Origin of the sequence: Desulfovibrio intestinalis (genome assembly GCF_014202345.1) — a bacterium.
In the GTDB taxonomy this organism is placed as follows: Bacteria; Desulfobacterota; Desulfovibrionia; order Desulfovibrionales; family Desulfovibrionaceae; genus Desulfovibrio; species Desulfovibrio intestinalis.
Genome location: NZ_JACHGO010000001.1, coordinates 221296 through 241399 on the forward strand (window position 1 = coordinate 221296; position 20104 = coordinate 241399).

Genomic DNA, 20104 nt, shown 5'->3' on the forward strand with positions numbered 1-20104 from the left:
CCATTAAACAGGACAAGATATGACGTTTTCTTTTTTCAGCGGCACATCCGCCTCAATGCCCGCTTCAACGCCAACGTTCAAGCGCTGGTATGCGTATATTCACGCTGCCGCGTTGATGCTGGCGGTCATAATGATTGCTGTGGCGCATCCGGCACAGGCTGCCACACCCGGTGAAGGGCAGCGGGCACAGCTTGTGGCTATCAATCAGGCCGTCATTTCAAGCGAACTTGCCGGAAGGATAACTTCCGTGCGTTTCAGGGAAGGGGAACGTTTCAACAAGGGAGATGTGCTCATCGCTTTCGACAGCGCTCTTTTCAAGGCGCGGTTTGACCGTGCGGCGCAAGCTGAATCAGCGGCGGCAAAAAAATACGGTGTGGCTCGTGACCTGAACAAGCTTGGTTCCATCAGTACGGGCGATTATGAGCAGGCACGTTCAGGTCTGGGCGTTGCCGCTGCCGAAACCCGCGTAGAGCGCGTTATGATGGACCGTTGCAGCATTACGGCTCCCTTTTCCGGCCGTGTAGGTGAAACCTTTGTCCGGGCTGCGGAACACGTATCCGAGGGCACAAAGTTGCTCACCATTTACGACGACAGCGCCTTTGAAGTGGAAACCATCGTGCCGTCTGGCTGGCTGGCCTGGCTTCGGCCCGGGTATGCCCTGACCATTGCCGTGGACGAAACCGGGGGGCGCTACGCTGCCACTGTTTCGCGAATCGCCGGGGTGGTCGATCCTGTGAGCCAGTCTGTTAAAATAGTGGCCCTGCTTGCCAATGAAGCCCCTGCGGAAGGACAGGCTCCTCTTATGCCCGGCATGAGCGGCACAATATTAATTGATATGCCACACGACAATAATCAGGAAAGCAGCGAACGGCCATGAGCATGCAGCCAGATTTGGCCAACAGGCTGGCGCTGCTCCTGAAACTGGAGCAGCGCGCCCGCCATTGCGAAGACAGGCTTGCTCTGGGCTTTGTTATGGTCAATGAGACAAATTCCCTCGTCGCCTACAGGCAAGCGGTCCTGTGGACGGGAGAGATCGTGGACGGCAGAGTGGAAGGCACTACTGTCCGGGCCTTGTCCGGCCTGGCGGATCCTGCACAAAATGCGCCCTTCACCATGTGGCTTTCAGAAGTATTGTGCCGCCACGCAGCAGCATCGAACGCGGCCAGAGCCAATGACAACAGCGCCGCTCTTCTGCTTCCGCAGGCTGGCGACAAGGAAATGTGGCGCCAGTATTTGCCAGAGCATGCTTTGTGGCTTCCCTTGCCTTTCAAGGCAAAGGCCAGTGACGATGCAGGGGCAGCCACAAAAAAATCCATTCCGCTGGCGGCACTTGTGCTGTGCAGGGAAGAGCCCTGGACCCAGCAGGACATATCGTTGTTGACACCTCTGGCAGACGCCTACGCTCACGCATGGTTGGCCCTGCGTGGCACTTCGGGCGGCGGATTTATGGAGTCTGGCTGGAGAGGCCTTGCGCGAAAGGCGCGTCATTCCCGCTGGAAGCTGGCCGTGGCTCTGGTTTTGCTTCTGGTTTCGTTTTTTCCCGTGCGGCAGTCTGTGCTGGCTCCTGCCGAGATCGTGCCGCGCAATCCTTCCACCGTGCGCGCCTCCCTGCACGGAGTAGTTGACCGCATTACCGTACAGCCCAATGCTCCCGTGCAGAAAGGCGATTTGCTGGTGTTGCTGGACGCGCAGGATATCAAGGGAAAGCTTGAGGCTGCCCGTCAAAGTCTGGCCGTGGCTCAGGCCGAACTGCGCCAGGCACAACAGCAGGCTCTTTTTGACGAGCGCAGCAAGGCCACGGTGGGTATTTTGCGAGGGCAAAAAGATCAGGCTGCCAGTGATGTTATTTACCTTGAAAGCATGCTGGAGCGCACGGAGATTCGCGCCGAAGTTCCGGGCATTGCCGTGTTTGACGATCCGCAGGAGTGGAGCGGCAGACCAGTGGCGCTTGGCGAGCGCATTATGGTCATAGCCAATCCTCAGGATGTGGAACTTGAGGCCCATGTGGCTCTTGCTGACGCCATTCCTCTGCATCCGGGGGCTGAGGTTCGCCTGTTCATGAATGCTGCGCCCGCCTCGCCTGTTGATGCCAGTCTGGAGCGGGTGGGGTACCGGGCTGTGCCCGTAGCGGACGGAACCTTGGCCTACAGAACCCGCGCAACCTTTGACAGCGCTTCAACAGACGAAAAATCCACGCTGCGCATAGGGCTCAAAGGCACTGCGAAACTGTACGGGCAGCGCACCCTTTTGTTGTCTTATCTTTTGCGCAGGCCGTTGGCCACGGCGCGCCTCTGGCTGGGATTATGAGTAGCGCGCCTCTGGCTGGTAGGATGGAGGGCACGGCTGTGCTCCCGCCACTGCGGGAAGAGGTGCTGCTGCACCGCGCCCCTGACCGGCATGACGGGTCACCTGCCTGGGTGCTGGAAGACCCGGGGCGTAACCTGTTCTTTCAGGTGGGCTGGCTTGAGGCTGAAATGCTTGCCTGCTGGCATCTTGCCGGGGCCGAAGCCATTGCCGGGGATATTTCTGCCCGCACAACGCTTTCGGTCACCACTGAAACAGTGGAGCGGTTTGGCAAATTTTTGGCAGCCAACAGCCTTGTGCGCGACAGCGGCATGGTGGAGCGCCTTGTGCGCGAACACAGGCAACGCACGCAACAGCCCTTGGGCAAATTTTTGCTGCGAAACTATCTGTTTTTCCGCATTCCCTTGCTGCGGCCAGATGCTTTTTTGCGGCGCACCCTTCCGTGGGTGGACCGCGTCTTTTTCAGCCGCACCTTTGCGCTGCTTACCATAGCCGCAGCTGTGACCGGGCTTTTTCTGGTCACCCGGCAGTGGGATACTTTCAAGAATACCTTTTTGCATTTCTTTACTCTGGAGGGGGCGGCTCTGGCCGCAGTCACTCTGGGGTTCACAAAAATTCTGCACGAAATGGGGCACGCTTACACTGCCCGGCGTTTTGGCTGCCCGGTGTCGAGCATGGGGCTGGCTTTTATGGTCATGATGCCTCTGTTGTACACCGATACATCCAGCGTGTGGCGGTTACGGAAAAAGGGCATGCGGCTTCTTGTGTGCGCGGCTGGCATGCTGGCTGAACTGTCTGTGGCGGCATGGGCCACCCTGCTCTGGAGTTTTTTACCAGACGGGCCTTTTCGCAGTGCCGCCTTCATGCTTGCCACAACCACGTGGATAATGACCCTGGCCGTTAATTTAAGCCCGTTCATGCGCTTTGACGGGTATTTTTTGCTGGCTGACACCCTCAATGTGCCCAATCTGCAAACCCGGGCCTTTGCACTGGCCAGATGGAAAATACGGCAATGGCTTTTCGCTTTTACCGATCCGCCGCCGGAAACGTTTGAACCCTGGCGCGAGCGTGTTCTTGTGGCGTACGCTTTTGGCACCTGGGTTTACAGATTTTTTCTGTTTATGGGCATTGCGCTCATTGTTTACCACATGTTTTTCAAAGCCCTTGGCATAGCATTGTTTTGCGTAGAAATGGGCGTTTTTATTGCCCTTCCTATTTATAAGGAAATAAAGGAGTGGTTCGTGCGCCTGCGTTCAGATGGATTCAGCAGGCGCGCTGTGCTTGTTGTGTCCACGGCTATTTTTCTGCTTGGTATGGCCTTTGTGCCTTTGAGCGCTTCTGTAAGGGCTCCGGCCCTGCTTCAGGCCGCGCAACAGGTAAAACTTCTTGCGCCAGTGGGCGCACAGCTTGTGAGTATTGAGGCAACAGACGGGCAGAATGTGCGGCAGGGTAGCCTGCTGTTTCAGCTGCGTTCGCCAGAATTGCAACATGAAATCGAACGCTTGCGGCAGCAGTTAGCTATATTGCAATGGCGGCTTTCCTTTCTTTTTATCCTCAGAAAAACGGCGAGCGACGTGCCCGTGGCGCAGCAGGAGCAGCAGGCGGCCTTGCAGCGGCTCACCATGCTTGAGGCGCAGGAGCGCCAACTCGCCATCAGTGCCCCTTTTGAAGGCCGTATGGTTGAAATGGCGAGACCTCTGGAAAAGGGCGAATGGGTCGGCGCCGGGGAATGGCTGGGTACGCTTGCGCAGCCAGCCGGGCTTCAGGTGGCGGCCTATGTCAATGAAAGGGATCTTCATCGCCTGCGCGTGGGAGATGCCGCCAGATTTGTTCCTGAAGACCCGGGGTTACCCTCCATTCCGCTGGAAGTAACCTATCTGGCCCGTACGGCCAGCCGTCACCTGACATCCGCGCCGGAACTGGCTTCTCCCAATGGCGGCGCCATAGCCGCAGTGCGCGCCTCTGAAGCTGCAGCGGCCACATTGGGGGCAGACGGCAGCGTGTGGGTGCCGGAGCAAGGGGAGTACAGGGTTTTGTTGCGAGCAGCCGAAGGGTGGCAGCAGGTTATGGGTGATGCGCGGCCGCAGGTTTTGCGCGGCACAGCCGTAATTGAAGGGGAGCGGCAGAGTGCCGCCGGACGGATTGGGCAGCATGCGCTGGCCGTGTTTATGCGAGAAACGGGGTTTTAGGGAAACGCTGATTTATTCCGTTTGGCTGCGTTGCTTCACTTTTTTTGAAACAGCCGAGGACGAAAGATTCCACTCCTGCTTCAAAAAAAATCGCGCCTTGCCAAACGAAATGACTGCGCGTTTTCAGGAGGCTCTTTAATCAGCGCTTCCTTAGGCATTTGTTTGTTGAACCACTGGTTTGTATCTGACGTTACAGGTTGCAAATTACTATGTGTATTCTTCAGTATGTTCAAATTGTTATGTGTATTGTTGCCGTTTGTGGATTCTTGGCAGGCCGTCTGACGCACACTCTGGTGGCCGGACCCTGGCTATACGAAATGGCATCTGGTTTTTCCGCATTTTCTTCATCTGGCATGCGCAAAAGGCATAAAAGCAAACGATCTGCCGCAATATCCGCATACGCCAGTACAGCGTCTGATTGGACTGCTGCTTCTGCGTCAGAGCTGGAGCAGACAGGTACCGCCAGGCCAGAGAGAACTGTAATGCCGGAATTACACGGCGGCATGCAGGAAAAACTGCTTTCTTATGGCTGCGCCGCAGGCAGTGTGCTGCTTGTCTGGCTGTTTCTACCCAGCTGGAGTGGCCTGATCCTTCTGCCTTTTGGCTGGGGATTGCTGGCGCTTTCAATGGCAGACGCCCGGTTTCGCATTTTGCCGGACATGCTGACCTGGCCTCTGATGGCCCTTGGTCTGGCTGTCAACTGTGTTGATGCCATTGTGCCATTTGGTCAGGCCGTGATCGGCTGCGTGGCGGGCTACCTGCTGCTCTTCAGTTTTAACAGATTGTATCACGCCCTCATGGGCCGGGAAGGCATTGGCGGCGGCGATCTCAAACTTCTGGCCCTGCTTGGAGCCTGGGGAGGCTGGCGTGCCTTGCCCCTTATCCTGATGGTGTCATCACTCTGCGTGGTGCTGTTTTTTCTTCTGGGGCTGGCTTTGAAGGGCAGGAAGCGCAAGGGGGCAGATGCAAATGAAGACGGGGATGGTTGGAACTGGCGTGGAGCACGACAAGCTTTGAAAGCCGAGGTCCCTTTTGGTCCGCCATTGGCTATGGCTGGACTTGGCGTCATTTCCTATGCCCATTACCTGAGTTGAATTGGTATGCCAGTAGTGATCGTAAACAGCAGGGCCGCCTTGGCGGCCAAATCTGCACAAGGAAGGTGTGTTATGTCGGCAAAAGAAAATGGACCACATATGCAGGGGGGGCGGGCATGAGCAAGCCTTCCTTTGCATGGTTGCCTGAGGGCATGCAACCACATTTTACGGTACGCGACCTTGTGTTTATCGGCATTTTTGCCGCTGTGGCCAAGGCGGCTGCACTGGGCATTGCCTTTGTGGGGGGCGGCATGAATCCACTGTCGCTGGCCCTGAAAAATTTTGTCTATACGGCCTTGATGCTGGTACTGGCCCATAAGGTGCAAAAACCGTGGACACTCACACTGGCCGTGCTGGTGTCGAGTCTCATTTCTTTGCTGCTTATGGGGCAGGGCGTTTTGCACACGCCGGGCGCACTGCTGACATGTGTGTTGGCCGAATTCATTATTTACGCCTTGGGGGGATACCACCGGGCCTTTAATCTTATGGCAGGCGTTCTTTTTCTGGAAGTGGCGGGCAAGGTGGTGAGCCTGGCTGTGGCCTGGATGTATTACCGTGAGCAGCCAGCTCTTATTGCCGTTCCGGTGGTATTCATCAGTATCGGCGCACTGGGCTCCGTAGTGGGGCTGGCTGGCGGAACGAAACTTGTGAAGGAGTTGCGTCATGCCTCTTTCATTTCTTGACCGCAAGCCAGACACCTCATGGGCAGGACGATTAAATATCCGTACCAAGCTCATGCTCTGTCTGGTTTCATCCCTGGCAGCTATTGTGCTGAGTAACCCCCAAAGTCTGGCTCTGTTGTGCCTTGCCAGTATGGTCTACGCCCTGACGGCTCTGAGCCCTTGGGCCATGCTTAAGGCATACAGCGTGTTTGTTCTCATGTGCCTGGTGTCTTTGGGATTCATGTCGCTGGTTTCTCTGGTCATGCCCCAGCTTGTGGTGTGGGAGTCGTGGCGGTTCGCCGTGCCCTACATGCGTATGCTTCTCTCGTTCAACGCCTTGCTGGTTCTGGCTTTTTCGTCTCGAATTCAGGAAGTCATGCGCGAACTGCAATCCTTTGGCCGTATGGTGTGGCTTCATGTGCCCCTGACAGTGGCAGTGCGGTTTTTGCCAACGTTTCTGGACGATTGCGCCCAGATAAGGGATGCCTATCGCCTGCGCCAACCGCTTGGCGGGCAGGGCTTTGGAGCCAGGGTGTCTTCTGTCTGGCGGGGATTTTTGGTGCCTCTTACCTTCAGGCTGCTCGGTTCGGCGGATGATCTTTCCGTTGCAGCAGAATTGAAGGGCGTGGGGAACCACAAGCGGTTGGCCCGAAAGGCAGTGCCTTTTGGCAGAAGTGACATACTTGCCTTGGGGGGGTGCATTCTTGGTTTGGCTTTGGCCGTTTGCCTGCAGGCCATTCAGGGGGGAGGCAGTATATGGGGCTGAGACACTGGGCAGAAGTTATTAGTACAGAGGTGAACCGTGCTTGAATTGAACAATGTCAGCTACACCTACCCGCATGGTCAGGGGGCGGGCATAAAAAAAATGAGCCTGCATGTGGCGCCAGGCGAACTTGTGCTTTGCACCGGGCGGAGCGGTTGCGGCAAATCAACCCTGATCCGTCTGCTCAATGGTCTGGCTCCGCACTATTACAAGGGTGAGCTGGAAGGACAGATATTGGTTGCGGGCAAATGTAACCGTCAGCGCCCGCTGGCAGAAATCAGCCAGGATGTGGGCACGCTTTTTCAGAATCCCGAAGCGCAGTTTTTTGCTCTTACCGTTGAAGACGAAGTTGCCATTGCCCTTGAGTGCCGGGGGCTGCCAGAGGATGTCTGCACGGTTGCGGCGCGGGAGGCGCTGGCGCAAGTGGGTATGGCGGATGCGGGCGGACAATCTGTGTTGGGCCTTTCAGAGGGGCAAAAACAAAAAGTGGCCCTGGCCGGACTGCTGGCTCAAAATCCTCGCGCGCTGGTTTTGGACGAACCTTCGGCCAACCTTGACCCGGAGTCTGCTCGCGAACTTGCGGTTATTCTGCAAGCGCTCAAAGCCAAAGGTATGGCCGTTCTGGTGGTGGATCACCGTCTGGCCTGGCTGCGTGATGTTGCCGACAGGGTCGTCGTTATGGACCAGGGGCAGATGGTTGCCGAGGGCGACTTCAGCCTGCTTGAGGACGATGACCTGCGCCGGCGTCACGGTTTGCGCGCAGTTGAATGGGCTGATCCCCGCTCTGAATTACCCCGCTTTGCAGGCAAAGAGGCTGCCACAGGATTTGCTGTTGCAAACCTTTCATTTGCCTTTAAGGGGGAAAACCCTTTGTTTCAAAATATGTCGGCGCATTTTCCCTCTGGCCAGGTCTCGGCACTGGTGGGGCACAATGGCTGCGGAAAAACAACGTTGGCAAAGCTTGCCGCAGGGATGATCAAAAGCCGGGATGGAGAATTTGTTTGTGGCGGCGAGCAACTGCCACAACGGGGGAGAGCGCGGCGTGTGGGGCTGGTTTTGCAGAACGCTGATCATCAATTGCGCATGGACAGCGTACGTGCAGAATTGGCGGATGCTCTGGTGGGACTGCCCATTGCAGAATCCACGCAGCGCATTGAGCAGACGTTGTCCACATATGATCTTTTACCTCTGGCGGGCAGGCATCCGCAATCTCTCTCTGGTGGCGAAAAGCAACGCCTGAGCGTTGCCGCAGCGATGATTCGCAAGCCTGACGTGGTTTTTCTGGATGAACCCACCAGTGGCCTTGACGGCAAGAACATGCTGCGTATGGCCGATGATCTGCGAAGGGCAGCGGAGGCCGGGGCCACAGTCATTGTTATCACTCATGATCTTGAATTCATGTCTGAGGTCTGCCGTTGGCAGGTTCCGCTTTCAGACATCTCTGCGTAAAAAATAAGGAGCTGTTATGTCTGATTTTGTGCAGGTTGTACGGCAAAAGGTTACGGAAAATCCCAGTGTAATGCTGATGAGTCTGGCCAAGGAGCTCGGCAGGCCAGAGGCAGATGTAGTGGCGGCCCTGCCGGATGAGATGCGTGTGCGCGTGAGCAAAAACGACTTTGGAGCCATATGGGCTGCCATGACGGGCTGGGAATCCTGCACCTTTATAACAATAGGCTGTGGCGGTGTTGTGGAGGTTGAAGGCAAACTGCCGCAAGGCAACTTTATGCACGGCATGTTTAATCTGACGGACAAGCAATGCCCTCTGGGGGGGCATCTGTTCATTAACAGGCTTGAGCACATCTGGTTTGTATCCAAGCCATTTTTCAATAAAGAAAGCCACTCGGTGCAGTTTTTTGACGCCGCAGGCGATCAGATGTTCGCGGTTTACCTTGGGCGGAACGAACAACGCGAAATCATTCCTTCGGTCAAAGAAGCGTATATGCACATGCGTAGTGAATTCGCCGTATAAACAGAAAATCAGCGCGTCGTGCAAGCCCCGGTTAGAGTATTTGAATTTTGAAAAAGTTCAAACACTCTAAAAAATTTCCGGCTGTTGATCTGCTCTCTGTCAATAAGACAAGGGGCAGACCAACAGCCGGAGCCTATTTTTTTTATGTGCGCAATGTTTATTGTAATTTTTGTTTGTTAGCAAAGCAGTTTAGCTCTTTTTTGCAAGAACGGTCTGCCCGGCGAAAACCTGCTGGCCGACCGCAACACTGGGCGCATAACTTGCAGGCAGATACACATCCACCCTGGAGCCAAATTTGATCATGCCAAATCGTTCCCCACGCTCCAGTTCTTCTCCATTTTCCACCCGGCATACAATACGTTGTGCGACAAGCCCGGCAATTTGCACCATAGCAAAGGTGTCATCTTTACTGGTCAGCTTATAGGCGCATCTTTCGTTGAACTCTGACGCTTTATCCCAGGCGGCGTTGAAGAACTTTCCGGGGCTGTATAAAATTGACGTGATTTTTCCATCTACAGGCATCCGGTTCACATGAACGCTAAAAAGGCTCATGAAGACGCTCACACACAGGCGTTTTTCTCCTTCAAAAGGCTCTGGCAATTCCTGGATCCGAACAACCTTTCCGTCCGCAGGGCTTACCACTAAACCTTTTTCAGCTGGCACAGCCCGCTCAGGGTCGCGAAAGAAAAAACACGCGAACCATGTTATGCACAGAAAAATTATAGCTACAGGCCAGCAGCCGATCAAAGATAAAATCAGGCTTGAGAAGGCGCAAAGGCAAATAATGGGCAGCCCTTCACGGGCTAACCCCACAGAAGGTTTTTTCATGATGCATCCTTGAGCTTAGACTGTGAGGAGAATATTGATTGCGCCCCTTAAAGGTAAATTTTCTTTTCAAATGCTATTTATTCATCTGGGCTATAAATTGCGCAATATTCCTTCAAAAAACTAATGTATTCTTGCTGATGCGGAGTATGTTCGCCGCTTGCTAGCCAAACGGCTTCGAAATCAATAAAAAGTTCATTTCCGCTCTTATCGGTGAGGGCATATGCCTTGCGTTCGGAAGGTACCAGTTTTGACTTGGGCAAAATAGCCGCGCCAAGCCCTAAAGATGCCCATTGCTCAAGGACCTGATAGCTCAACGCCTCGCCGGAATATTCGTTCAATTTTTTTCTGTGGCTTCTAAAAAGGCTGCGTGTCGTTTTGGCAAGCCCGCAGACATTCGGCACCATGACGAAGGTTTCTCCTGAAATTTCCTCAAAAACAACAGTACCCTCTCCGTCAGGATAGTTGGCTCCGCGCGGGATAAAATACAGCGGTTCCCTGTAAAGAAAGGCGGTTTTCCAGGTTGCTTTGCTGGTATCGGCAACGCCGAAGACGATATCCAGCAAACCTTCGTCCAGCATGCGGTAGAGGTCGGCCATATTCTGTTCATGCAAGATGACTTCTACCTCTGGCTGTCTTTCTCTGAATTTTTCAAGCATGGGAGCCATCCACCCGGTATTGACGAGCGGGGAAGTGCCCACGCGCACAGCCGTGCGGGCGGGGCTTACAAAATTTCGTGTTTCACGAATAAGTTCGTCATTAGCGCTCAAAGAGTGCTCTATGAAAGGCATGATATGTTCACCGAACGGCGTTAGCGACACCGTGCGTGTGGTACGCTTGAATATTTTATCTCCAAACTCCTGCTCCAGTTGGGCTATGCCATTGGATAGTGTCGGCTGTGTAACATAGCATTGTTCGGCTGCGAGAGTGAAGGAGCCTGTGTCGGTAACTGCTTTCGCATATCGTAACTGATTCAAGTTCATAGAATAATCCTTGTGCTGCTAGCCGCTATAAAATCGTCTTTTATTCTTCGTATTACCTCACCCACAAAAAGACAACCGTTGCCCTTGGCTGAACACCTTTGGTGAATAGCCAACTGATTGCCCAGCGTGAGCGGAATCCCCGTTACGGTCCGTAAGGCTTGCCCGCCGTTTCCTATTGCTTTGGGAGTAAACCGAAGTTTTTTCTGTCACTTCAGCTTCGTAAATCGAGAATCTGCACGCAATGGATTTATAGTCATAGAAAATAAGTGCCATGCGAAAAGAAAATTTTTGCTGCCGCTAGAAGGAGCCTATTCTGTCGGCAGTTTTATATTTCAGTGTGTTAGGGTGTTTCAAGGTTAAACTACTCTGGATGTATGGATATCCCCTAGCTGGGTAAATTACAGAGTATTTTGAGCGCCGGGTATTTCTGAAGCGGCCTTGAAATCTGGTCACGCCTTTCGACTGCTCGCAGCATGGCCTCCTGTAACACTGGCTATTAGGCTACACGCCGGGTCAGCGGCCCAGAATGATCTGAAAAAAATCATTGAGGAAGGGCGCGCCTCCGGGGAAACAGTTAGTACAAGCACTTCTAGGAGAAATGGATGATAATTTTCGACAAACCTTACGTTTCAGATATTTCGGCATCCTATGCGGCTGAAACAAAGCATCCTGTCCTCAATAATGCATATGCCCGTGAGCTGAGTACACGTTTTGATCTTAACCTTGTGGACGAACACACGTTTGCGAAACAAGCTTCTTCGGGCAAACGCCTCTATGCGACCTCAGAAAATGCACTTGATTGGATATACGCAAATATAGAAGACAAAGAACTCCTTCGCGGTATCAGGCTCATGAAGGACAAATTTGCTTTGCGTACTGCGCTCAAGCCCATGTACCCGCAGTATCTTTTTCGGCAAGTATCTGTTTCGCAGCTTTGTGGTGTGAATGTGGCAGAACTGGAAATGCCTTTTATCCTCAAGCCTTCTGTGGGCTTCTTCAGCGTTGGTGTTTACACAATTACCAACGAGCAAGATTGGCGAGCGGCGCTTGCGGATATAGCGAAGAATATGGAGTCATGGAAGTTGCGCTATCCCGCCAGTGTAATCGGCGATGCAAATTTTCTTATCGAGTCATTTATTGAAGGTGACGAGTATGCCGTTGATGTGTACTTTGATGATGCTGGAGAACCAGTAATCCTCAATATCATGCATCATGAATTTGCCTCTGGTGATGATGTTAAGGACAGGCTTTATTTTACATCAAAAAATATCATCAGCAATAATCATGCTTCGTTTACACGCTTTTTTGCGGCAATGAATAGCATTGTGAAAGTTAAGAATTTTCCGGCGCATATAGAGCTTCGCGTGATGCATGATGGAACCATCATACCTATCGAGTGCAATCCCATCCGGTTTTCCGGGTGGTGCACGAACGAAATTGCCTACCACGCATTCGGCATCAGAACATATGCGTACTATCTTGAAAATCGCCGTCCTGATTGGGATAGCCTGTTCGATGGCAAAGACAACCAGATTTTTTCCATGATTCTTTTGGAAAAACCTTCGGGTATTGCCCCCGGTAATGCCTCCTACGACTATGATGCTGTGCAGGACAGTTTTTCGAATGTTCTGGAACTGCGCCGCATGGAAAAACCAGATGACCCCATGTTTGCTTTTGTCTTTGCCCAAACACCTGCTGATGATCGGCGGGAGCTGGACAGGATACTACGAGCCGACCTCAGTACATATGTACGGTCTGGGCAGTCAAATAGGCCATAATTTTGCTGTTTTCTAAATAATATCAATTCACGATGATAAGGAGTCAGGAAGGCAATGGTGCATGTTTTCGCCGCCTTCCCTGTATTACTATGCGAGACGCTACCAAATGCCTTCATTCCGGCTATGTTCCCGGCAACGCCGATCCTCGGGTTGTCCCCATCGTGCAGAGCACGACCTATGTCTACGATTCGACTACGGACATCGGCGACGTATTCGATGACCCGATGAAAAGTCTCATATATTCCCGCTTCGGAAATCCCACAGTTATGGCGGTTGAAAACAAAATTGCGGACCTTGAAGGGGGCGCAGGCGCACTTTGCACCAGTTCGGGGCAGGCGGCGATTCTTCTGGCTGTTCTCAATATATGCTGCTCCGGCGACAGCATTGTCAGCTCCACCAAAATATACGGCGGTACATCGAATCTTTTTTCCCACACGTTGAGGCAGCAGGGCATAGAGTGTATTTTCATCGATCCCGATGCAACCCCCGATGCAATCCAGGCGGCCATCCGGCCAAACACGAAACTGCTGTTCGGTGAAACCATAGCAAATCCCGCACTTGCCGTTCTGGATATTGAGCGGTTTGCGCAGGTTGCCCATGCCAATCACCTGCCGCTGGTTGTGGATAACACCTTTGCAACGCCCATCCTTTGCAAACCCTTTGATTACGGGGCGGATGTCATCGTGCATTCCACCTCTAAATATATGGACGGCCATGCTGTGCAAGTCGGAGGGGTTATCGTGGACAGCGGTAAATTCGACTGGAGCCAAAGGCCTTTCACCGGCTTGACCACGCCTGATCCCTCTTATCACGGCATCACTTATGTGGACAAATACGGCCCTGCCGCCTTCATTGTGAAGGCCCGTATGCAACTGATGCGGGACTTTGGCGCATATCCTGCCGCACACTCGGCCTTCTTGCTCAACCTGGGGCTGGAAACTCTGGCCCTGCGTATGGAGCGTTATTGTGAGAACGCTTTGGCTGTTGCCAACTATTTGAAGGGACATCCCCTTGTGGAGGCAGTGCTGTATCCCGGTCTGGCTGATGATCCATATTACCCACTGGCGAGCAAGTATTTGAAAGGAGCTAGCGGAGTCATTTCCTTTGTGATCAAAGGGGGAAAAAAGAACGCCGTGACGTTCATGAATTCGCTACGGTTGGCTTCCAACGAGGTGCATGTGGCTGATATCAGAACCTGCGTCCTGCATCCTGCAAGTGCCACGCATCGTCAACTCAACGAAAAGCAGCTTGCTGAGGCGGGCGTTCTGCCAGGAATGATCCGTCTTTCGGTCGGCTTGGAGGATGTGGAAGATATTCTGGAAGATATTGATCAGGCCTTTTCAGCGGTCATATAATATGTAAGCTGCGTTTGCTATTTTACTGGGTTGTCAATGTCTTTCGGTGATACAGGGTACACCGTAAGTAAGCCCTTGCTTGACAGCCTGGCTTATCAAACAAGCATTGTTGCCCTTGTCAGCGGTGTGGCTTTGGCTGCTGCGCGTGTAGAGCGCTTTCCGACCTGGAGGGCTTTCTGCCTGTTTTCGGCGTTGTTATCAGCGTGTTTTTACAGAATGAAATTGTTGACGTGCAGTATGTCGCGTAGGGTCATGCATTATGTCAGGTGTTCTGTTGATACGTGGATGGCAGGGGATTGGAAAATACCTTTTGCGCATGGAAAAATATTCATAGGTGCAGACTATATATGGCATGTTAAAAGAGAATTTCTCTCCGGATTTAGGAGCAGCTATTGTCTCTTCAACAGCGATTAGCTGAATACACCATTTTAACGTTTGGAGAATGACAATGGCTTATCTTGAAATTACCCTCAAAGTTTCCAACAATAATCGTTCTGCCGCCGCCAAGGTATACAACGACTACAAAGGCCCATTTCTTAAAGAAATAACTGGCGCGAAAAGTAAGGAGCTGCTTATTCGTGACGAAGACGTTCAGGTTCTTCATGGTTTTGCCAGCGTGGCTGACGCTCAGGCCTATCTCAAGAGCCAGATGTTCAACGATGACGTTGTAGCGGGCCTGGCCCCTCTGCTCGACGCTGAGCCCGAAGTCCGTATCTACGACGTTGCCTAATTGCCACTACTGGCACAACGGGCATTTCAAAGCGCTTCCGGTGTCATCGCCGGGAGCGCTTATGTTTTCACCAGTGGAGATAGAAAATGTTGCGTTTCACAGAACCTGTTTTCCGGCCTCCGATGGAGGCCCAATCCGTTCTAGTAAGAGGAACCCAAAGCTGTACCTGGAACAAATGCAATTTCTGTTACATGTCACAAGGCTATCCGTTTATGGCTGCCTCTCTTGAACACATGGAAAAAGAAATTTGTTCACAAAAGCATTTGTTCGGATCGGATCCATCCATATTCATGATTGGATCAAACCCCTTCACCTTGCCTGTAGGAACACTCAGGCAATATGCAGAATTACTCCGCGAACATTTTCCTGATTTTATCAAAATCAGTATGCACTCCCGCGTTGACGATATTGAAAAGAAAACAGACGAAGAGTTACAATTGCTCTACGATCTGGGAATCCGACATCTGTTTATCGGTACGGAAAACGGAAGCGAAGAAGCTCTGCGCATAATGAATAAAGGGCATACCGTGCAGGAAGCCCGTAATCAGCTTTGGCGCTTGGATGCTGTGGGAATCAAGTACACATGCCAGTACATTATTGGTATGGCCGGAAAGGGTAAAGGGCGTGAAAGCGGCATTGCGACAGCCGAATTTCTTAATTCTGTGAATGCGGAACGAGTCATGCCAACCGGATTGACGGTGTTTTCCGGCTCATCCCTTCCCGAGATGGTGAAAAGAGGTGAGTTTGTGGAGGCTTCCGAAAAAGAAAAAATGGAAGAAATGCTTTTCTTCTTTGAGCACCTCACGGCTGACCTTTATTATGAAGCTGTTCATTATTTGAACCCACTGCATTTTCGTTTCCATACGGGCGATAGAGAAATGATGCTGGATGTGATTGCCCATATAAAGGAAATTCTTGCGACTCATTCAGAGGAAGAGCTTGAACTGGTCGTCAATCGGCAAGCAATGCATTCCCTCTAGAAAATAGTATCTCGCTTAATTTTATGAAGCAGTTTTGCTTCACTGCCGAGGGAGTTGTTTTGCGATAATTTCATTTTTCCCAATCTGCTGCACACAGCAAGGCGTCCATATCAGCATGTTTTGTGATGCTGTTGTGTGTTGTTTTAAGAAACGGGCAGGCTGTTTCTTACTTGTGGTATTTAAACAGCCGTTCTGGTTCCAGCGATTGTTTTGTACGAGGCAGCAATCAGGTCAACATGCGCCGTGTAACCCTCTCTGACAGGGATATGCCGATTGGACTGGCGTGGAAGAAAAAGACCTGGTGCAAATTGGTGCGGAATTTACCACAAAAAAAGGGCTTACGGAGTGCGTAAGCCCTTTAATTTGGAGCCGCCTATCAGATTTGAACTGATGATCTACTGATTACGAATATTGTTCCCGGTGAGTCACAGGACATCACCAGGGATAATAGCGCTTCATTTTCCTTGTTATCCTTGGTTTTTTTGAGCCAATGCTTTTCACAGAGGGTCATAATTTACCCCGCAGCAGGCTCGAAAAGCAGCTAGAAAAAGCTAGAAATGCGCTTCTAGCTATAAGGGAGCTAGAAAAATGAAAGGCATGGCTAAGACAAAATTTATTGGTGTTTATCGGTATGTTAGCGATACAAAACGGTTTGAGGGAAAGCCCGATGAGTGCTTTTACTACAGCTACCGAGATGAGGATAAAAAATTCCGTTGGCACAAGGTCGGCTGGCGCAGCGAAAAAGTGACTGCTCAGTATGCGGCGGATAAGCGCAGCGAGTTCATGGTAGCCGCACGAAATGGGGAAGCGCCCCAGCAAACCAAAAAGAGAAAGGGGATTACCTTCGGCCAGGGCTATGAAGTTTTTGCGGAGAAATGGTTCCCAAACCTGAAAAACAACGGCGCTGATATTGCGCTGCGTTACCGTGTCCACACGGCTCCACTTTTCGCAGATAAGCCGGTAGACAAGATTACTCCTCTGGAACTGGAAGATTACAAGCTCGCTTTGCTCAAAAAAGGACTCGCCCCGGCCACCGTCCGTTTGATCTTGGGTGATATGCGGAACGTGATCAATAAGCTCAAAAAATGGGGGCTGTTCAAAGGAGACAGTCCCTTTGAGCAGGTGGACATGCCCAAGGTGGACAACGCCCGAACCCGATTTTTGTCCAAGAGTGAAGCTGCCTTGCTGCTGGACACCATCAACTCGCACAGCCGCAAGTGGTTTTTGATTACCACCATATCCCTGAACTCTGGAGCCAGGCTTAGCGAAGTGACTGGCACGCGGGTTCATGACTTGCAGCATGAAACGCGGGTCTGGCAGATCAAGGGTAAAACCGGGCGGCGCAGTATCACGCTCAATGATGCAGCCTGGAACGCCTTCATGGAAGCTCTGGAAAGGCGACAAAGAATTATTGTGTTTACCAGTGGGCTTGTGGATCAGGATACCATCTCCTTCGTCTCCCAGGAAACCGGACTCTTTCCTACGGATGTATGCTATCTGCATTTGGACTGTGTGGATATGGAGCGTGGCATTATTAATTATCGGAGAAGGAACGGTGGAAAATGTAAAACCTACCGCATCACCGAGGTAGTCAGGCCGATATTTGAAGAGTGGATCAACAAATGCTCTTCCGATTTGATCTTTACCGGCAGAGGCGGGGTTCACATCAGCTCCAGCAATACCAAGACTTTTGATCGCTCCGCTAATGAATGCGGACTCAATCCTGCCGGTATTGATTCGCTTGATAAAGTTGTCTTCCATACCTTGAGGCATACATATTGTTCCTGGGAAGCGATTAACGGTACTCCACTGTTCAAAATTGCGCGTCTTGTCGGGCATAAAACCACGACAATGACAGAAAGGTATGCTCACCTTTGTCCGGTCACTGAGTCACAGAATTTGATAAGCAAATACAGTGACACAACGCTGAGTCAGATCAGCACCATACTTGCCAGCCTTATTGCGGAAAAAGGTGTGGGGAATGTTCCGCAAGCGGTTTTGGACTGGCTGGCAAAGGCCGATTAGTCGTCATTCGTCAATATTTCACGGGCAGTGAGATATTGACGAAGCTCCTTTTGAGGATACAAAATTTTTCCACCATCCTTGATATAGCGCGGCCCTGCGGCCTTGGCCCTTTTATTGGCCAAGGTCGCAGCATTCAGGCCATAGACCCTTTCGACCTCTTCCGGCGTGAGATTGATTTTTCGCTTTATTTCCTCAATATCCTGCACTGAAGCCGCCAGCGGTCCAAGTGTCCGTTCAAAGGTTTCCTGCATGGAGTCCATGCGGGACAGAACAGTGCTGAGTTTTCCGTTGAGTTCGGCTTGGATATGGGCTTTCATCTGCTCCACAGCCAAATATTTTTCCAGCTCTTCCTCGTTGGAAGGAAAGAAATCTTTAGGCGGCATTTGATTCCTCCAGCCTGTCAGACATGAAATGCACTTAAGGCATTCCACGGCCTGCATTGGCAAGTGATGGCCATAAAAAGACACCTTTTTAACAAGAAATTCTTGTGAAAAAGGTCAAAAAAATAGAGCTAGCTCTTTTCGACAGAAAGCCGTGACACGGCAATAAATGTATTCACAGAAGCCCGAACGCTCATGGCGGCGGATGCTAGGGCATCCCCTTGGAGTGCGGTAGGTTCTATGGGCTGTGTCAATCTTTCCTCGCACACGTTGAGAGTCAAGGATACCAGCTCGTTCGCTTTTTCCTCATATTCCTTCATTTTTTCAGTTTGTTGCCGCATTATGGCGTAACTCCTTTTATCGACATGTTCACTTCTGTCCACTGGCCCGCTCTGCCGCAACCGCTAGTAAGTAGCTCAACTCTTTCCCGATCACCTCTGCCATGCGTTGTGCATCGGCAACCGACACGGATTGCGGCTTGCCGGTGTTGGATGCCTTTGTTCTTATTGAAGTCCAGCGCGAAGCTGCCGCCTTCGGAGACATCTCTGGCCAAAGTTTAGCAGCGAACTCGCCCTTTTTGAACCTGGACTCCGCCCGCTCTTCAATAAGCTGTACAAAAGCCCTCTCAACCTTGTTCGCAAAATTAGCCTCGCTCATCACTGCTCCCTTGCTGTGCAATCCGTTGGGTTTTTCCTACCCGGATTTTCTGACCTTGTCTACAAGAAAACAAGGGTATATATAAGAGGAAATTCTGGTTTTATAAAAATTGGGAGAAATCCTATGCCTGACGCGGTTAATTCGCTTTTCATCCAGTTTGGGTCACATGAAAAAGTTGCGGAAATACTTGGATATACCCCACGGCATTACAGGAAAATACGGCGAAAAATCGAAAGAGGGGAAGTGCTCCCTCCGCGTATCGAGGTATTGTTAGACACCAAGCTCCGTGAAATCCAGCGCGATTGTGAGTCGGGCCATGCCCACAAATGAACCGCTGCGGCGCTCAATGGCCTATGTGCAATTTCTCGCGCAGCTGAAAGAGATAAAATCCCTGCTGGCCCAAGGCTATTCGAAAAAACTGATCCATGAACGCCTTGCGGAACAGCAGCGTATCTCTATGGCCTATGTCACTTTTTGCCAAATATTACAGAAAGAAATCCAGAATGGCGCTTCCGCCGCTTCTAAAGAGCAAAATCTCGCCCGTGCCACACAGCCGCAAATAGCAAACCATCTCTCATCATCCAGTCCACGAGTCGTCAATTCCGCCAAAGAACCGTTTCCCGACCCACGCAAAATGAGCCTGGAAGACGGCATTTAACCCTATGGGAGTCTACATAATGGCTACGGTGCATTTCATTCAACAGGGCAAGGGCGGCGTGGGCAAATCCATGATTGCGTCGATCTTGTATCAGGTATTGCGTCTGCTCGGCAAACAGGTCGCCGCCTTTGATACTGACCCAGTAAACGCTACGTTGGCCGGGTTTAAAGAATTTGAGGTGGCGTGCCTTGATATCCTAAAAAACGGCGACATTGACCCCCGCCAGTTTGACGCGTTGATCGACGCGATTATGGAACAAGGCCCGGAAACCCATGTCATAGTGGACAACGGCGCGTCCTCGTTTCTCGCGCTCAACAGTTATATCAAGGAAAATAACATCATCGACATTCTGGAAGAAGGTGGGCATTCCGTCTTTTTTCATTCGGTTATCACGGGCGGGCAAGCCATTGGGGATACAGTTCTCGGCCTACGCTCTATGGCTCTCGGTTTTCCCGCAACGCCCATTGTGGTCTGGCTGAATCCTTATTTCGGGGAAATCGTCATGGATGGTAGGCCCTTTGAGGAGTTTAAGGTCTATCAGGAGTTTGGCGGGCAGTTTCATGCCATTATCACCATCCCTCAAGGCAACAAGGCCACCATCGGCAAAGACCTGGAAACCCTGTTCGCCAAGCGCCAGAGCTTTGAGACGGCGATCAACTCCGGTCAGTCCATAGTCGTGCGTTCCCGTCTGCAACGCTATCGGAACGAACTAGTGGAAGCCGTAAGCAACGCGGCTATCGCGTAATGGGGAA

Annotated in this window: 19 protein-coding genes; 15 read left to right on the forward strand and 4 right to left on the reverse strand. The window is 51.8% G+C overall.

The annotated features are described in order from the left end of the window. Positions 1 to 19: 19 nt before the first annotated feature. From HNQ38_RS00970 to hutX, 8 genes are all read left to right on the forward strand, one after another. Entirely contained in the window at positions 20 to 877 is an 858-nt protein-coding gene (locus HNQ38_RS00970) for an efflux RND transporter periplasmic adaptor subunit (RefSeq protein ID WP_183717374.1), read from the forward strand. After that, positions 874 to 2307, forward strand: a complete 1434-nt coding sequence (locus HNQ38_RS00975) for an efflux RND transporter periplasmic adaptor subunit (RefSeq protein WP_183717376.1) — start codon at positions 874 to 876, stop codon at positions 2305 to 2307. The genes HNQ38_RS00970 and HNQ38_RS00975 overlap by 4 nt, the downstream gene beginning before the upstream one ends. Further along, complete coding sequence (locus HNQ38_RS00980) at positions 2304 to 4493, forward strand: HlyD family efflux transporter periplasmic adaptor subunit (protein WP_221277759.1); 2190 nt, start codon at positions 2304 to 2306, stop codon at positions 4491 to 4493. The genes HNQ38_RS00975 and HNQ38_RS00980 overlap by 4 nt, the downstream gene beginning before the upstream one ends. Positions 4494 to 4975: 482 nt before the next feature. After that, positions 4976 to 5587 carry a prepilin peptidase gene (locus HNQ38_RS00985; RefSeq protein WP_183717378.1) on the forward strand — a complete coding sequence of 204 codons (612 nt, stop codon included), beginning with the start codon at positions 4976 to 4978 and terminating at the stop codon, positions 5585 to 5587. 116 nt (positions 5588 to 5703) lie between these two features. Further along, complete coding sequence (locus tag HNQ38_RS00990) at positions 5704 to 6270, forward strand: MptD family putative ECF transporter S component (protein WP_183717379.1); 567 nt, start codon at positions 5704 to 5706, stop codon at positions 6268 to 6270. After that, a complete protein-coding gene (locus tag HNQ38_RS00995; protein WP_183717381.1) occupies positions 6251 to 7015 on the forward strand; it encodes an energy-coupling factor transporter transmembrane component T family protein in 765 nt (254 codons plus the stop codon). The genes HNQ38_RS00990 and HNQ38_RS00995 overlap by 20 nt, the downstream gene beginning before the upstream one ends. A 36-nt stretch (positions 7016 to 7051) precedes the next feature. Further along, complete coding sequence (locus HNQ38_RS01000) at positions 7052 to 8461, forward strand: ATP-binding cassette domain-containing protein (protein ID WP_183717383.1); 1410 nt, start codon at positions 7052 to 7054, stop codon at positions 8459 to 8461. A 16-nt stretch (positions 8462 to 8477) separates the two neighbouring features. Further along, positions 8478 to 8981: a heme utilization cystosolic carrier protein HutX gene (gene hutX / locus HNQ38_RS01005; RefSeq protein ID WP_183717385.1), complete on the forward strand. Its 504-nt coding sequence runs from the start codon at positions 8478 to 8480 to the stop codon at positions 8979 to 8981. 189 nt (positions 8982 to 9170) lie between these two features. Here hutX and HNQ38_RS01010 read toward each other — a convergent pair whose 3' ends face one another. Further along, positions 9171 to 9809 (reverse strand): phosphatidylserine decarboxylase family protein, encoded by a 639-nt coding sequence (locus HNQ38_RS01010; RefSeq protein ID WP_183717387.1) that lies wholly within the window; start codon positions 9807 to 9809, stop codon positions 9171 to 9173. A gap of 77 nt (positions 9810 to 9886) precedes the next feature. Continuing rightward, entirely contained in the window at positions 9887 to 10789 is a 903-nt protein-coding gene (locus HNQ38_RS01015; RefSeq protein WP_183717389.1) for a LysR family transcriptional regulator, read from the reverse strand. Positions 10790 to 11391: 602 nt separating this feature from the next. On the opposite strand from HNQ38_RS01015, the gene HNQ38_RS01020 reads away from it, so the two are divergent. The 5 genes from HNQ38_RS01020 (at position 11392) to HNQ38_RS01040 (ending at position 17657) form a co-directional block, all read left to right on the forward strand. Then, positions 11392 to 12567, forward strand: a complete 1176-nt coding sequence (locus HNQ38_RS01020; protein WP_183717391.1) for an ATP-grasp domain-containing protein — start codon at positions 11392 to 11394, stop codon at positions 12565 to 12567. 89 nt (positions 12568 to 12656) lie between these two features. Then, on the forward strand, positions 12657 to 13922 hold the full coding sequence (locus tag HNQ38_RS01025) for an O-acetylhomoserine aminocarboxypropyltransferase/cysteine synthase family protein (RefSeq protein ID WP_183717393.1): 1266 nt from the start codon (positions 12657 to 12659) through the stop codon (positions 13920 to 13922). Positions 13923 to 14370: 448 nt separating this feature from the next. Continuing rightward, positions 14371 to 14652, forward strand: coding sequence for a hypothetical protein (locus HNQ38_RS01030; protein WP_183717395.1), 282 nt, complete (start codon positions 14371 to 14373; stop codon positions 14650 to 14652). Between the two features lie 122 nt (positions 14653 to 14774). After that, a complete protein-coding gene (locus HNQ38_RS01035; RefSeq protein ID WP_281377784.1) occupies positions 14775 to 15632 on the forward strand; it encodes a radical SAM protein in 858 nt (285 codons plus the stop codon). A 588-nt stretch (positions 15633 to 16220) separates the two neighbouring features. Beyond that, the gene (locus tag HNQ38_RS01040) at positions 16221 to 17657 is read left to right on the forward strand and encodes a tyrosine-type recombinase/integrase (RefSeq protein ID WP_183717399.1); all 1437 of its coding nucleotides are present in this window, start codon (positions 16221 to 16223) and stop codon (positions 17655 to 17657) included. Here HNQ38_RS01040 and HNQ38_RS14075 read toward each other — a convergent pair. Both HNQ38_RS14075 and HNQ38_RS01050 read right to left on the reverse strand, forming a co-directional pair. Continuing rightward, positions 17654 to 18040, reverse strand: coding sequence for a hypothetical protein (locus tag HNQ38_RS14075; RefSeq protein WP_221277760.1), 387 nt, complete (start codon positions 18038 to 18040; stop codon positions 17654 to 17656). The two genes, HNQ38_RS01040 and HNQ38_RS14075, sit on opposite strands and share 4 nt — an antisense overlap. A 366-nt stretch (positions 18041 to 18406) precedes the next feature. Beyond that, positions 18407 to 18694: an immunity protein gene (locus HNQ38_RS01050; protein ID WP_221277761.1), complete on the reverse strand. Its 288-nt coding sequence runs from the start codon at positions 18692 to 18694 to the stop codon at positions 18407 to 18409. A gap of 286 nt (positions 18695 to 18980) precedes the next feature. Here HNQ38_RS01050 and HNQ38_RS01055 point away from each other — a divergent pair, with 286 nt between their 5' ends. Together HNQ38_RS01055 and HNQ38_RS01060 are read left to right on the forward strand one after the other, a co-directional pair. Continuing rightward, positions 18981 to 19352 carry a TraK family protein gene (locus HNQ38_RS01055; RefSeq protein WP_183717401.1) on the forward strand — a complete coding sequence of 124 codons (372 nt, stop codon included), beginning with the start codon at positions 18981 to 18983 and terminating at the stop codon, positions 19350 to 19352. A gap of 19 nt (positions 19353 to 19371) precedes the next feature. After that, complete coding sequence (locus HNQ38_RS01060; RefSeq protein ID WP_183717403.1) at positions 19372 to 20097, forward strand: nucleotide-binding protein; 726 nt, start codon at positions 19372 to 19374, stop codon at positions 20095 to 20097. The last annotated feature ends 7 nt before the right edge of the window (positions 20098 to 20104 follow it).

Bases quoted from the DNA above. Each gene is read 5' to 3' on its own strand.
- HNQ38_RS00970 (WP_183717374.1), top strand. From the start codon at position 20: ATGACGTTTTCTTTTTTCAGCGGCACATCCGCCTCAATGCCCGCTTCA.
- HNQ38_RS00975 (WP_183717376.1), top strand. From the start codon at position 874: ATGAGCATGCAGCCAGATTTGGCCAACAGGCTGGCGCTGCTCCTGAAA.
- HNQ38_RS00980 (WP_221277759.1), top strand. From the start codon at position 2,304: ATGAGTAGCGCGCCTCTGGCTGGTAGGATGGAGGGCACGGCTGTGCTC.
- HNQ38_RS00985 (WP_183717378.1), top strand. From the start codon at position 4,976: ATGCCGGAATTACACGGCGGCATGCAGGAAAAACTGCTTTCTTATGGC.
- HNQ38_RS00990 (WP_183717379.1), top strand. From the start codon at position 5,704: ATGAGCAAGCCTTCCTTTGCATGGTTGCCTGAGGGCATGCAACCACAT.
- HNQ38_RS00995 (WP_183717381.1), top strand. From the start codon at position 6,251: ATGCCTCTTTCATTTCTTGACCGCAAGCCAGACACCTCATGGGCAGGA.
- hutX (WP_183717385.1), top strand. From the start codon at position 8,478: ATGTCTGATTTTGTGCAGGTTGTACGGCAAAAGGTTACGGAAAATCCC.
- HNQ38_RS01010 (WP_183717387.1), bottom strand. From the start codon at position 9,809: ATGAAAAAACCTTCTGTGGGGTTAGCCCGTGAAGGGCTGCCCATTATT.
- HNQ38_RS01015 (WP_183717389.1), bottom strand. From the start codon at position 10,789: ATGAACTTGAATCAGTTACGATATGCGAAAGCAGTTACCGACACAGGC.
- HNQ38_RS01020 (WP_183717391.1), top strand. From the start codon at position 11,392: ATGATAATTTTCGACAAACCTTACGTTTCAGATATTTCGGCATCCTAT.
- HNQ38_RS01025 (WP_183717393.1), top strand. From the start codon at position 12,657: ATGCGAGACGCTACCAAATGCCTTCATTCCGGCTATGTTCCCGGCAAC.
- HNQ38_RS01030 (WP_183717395.1), top strand. From the start codon at position 14,371: ATGGCTTATCTTGAAATTACCCTCAAAGTTTCCAACAATAATCGTTCT.
- HNQ38_RS01035 (WP_281377784.1), top strand. From the start codon at position 14,775: ATGGAGGCCCAATCCGTTCTAGTAAGAGGAACCCAAAGCTGTACCTGG.
- HNQ38_RS01040 (WP_183717399.1), top strand. From the start codon at position 16,221: ATGAAAGGCATGGCTAAGACAAAATTTATTGGTGTTTATCGGTATGTT.
- HNQ38_RS14075 (WP_221277760.1), bottom strand. From the start codon at position 18,040: ATGCCGCCTAAAGATTTCTTTCCTTCCAACGAGGAAGAGCTGGAAAAA.
- HNQ38_RS01050 (WP_221277761.1), bottom strand. From the start codon at position 18,694: ATGAGCGAGGCTAATTTTGCGAACAAGGTTGAGAGGGCTTTTGTACAG.
- HNQ38_RS01060 (WP_183717403.1), top strand. From the start codon at position 19,372: ATGGCTACGGTGCATTTCATTCAACAGGGCAAGGGCGGCGTGGGCAAA.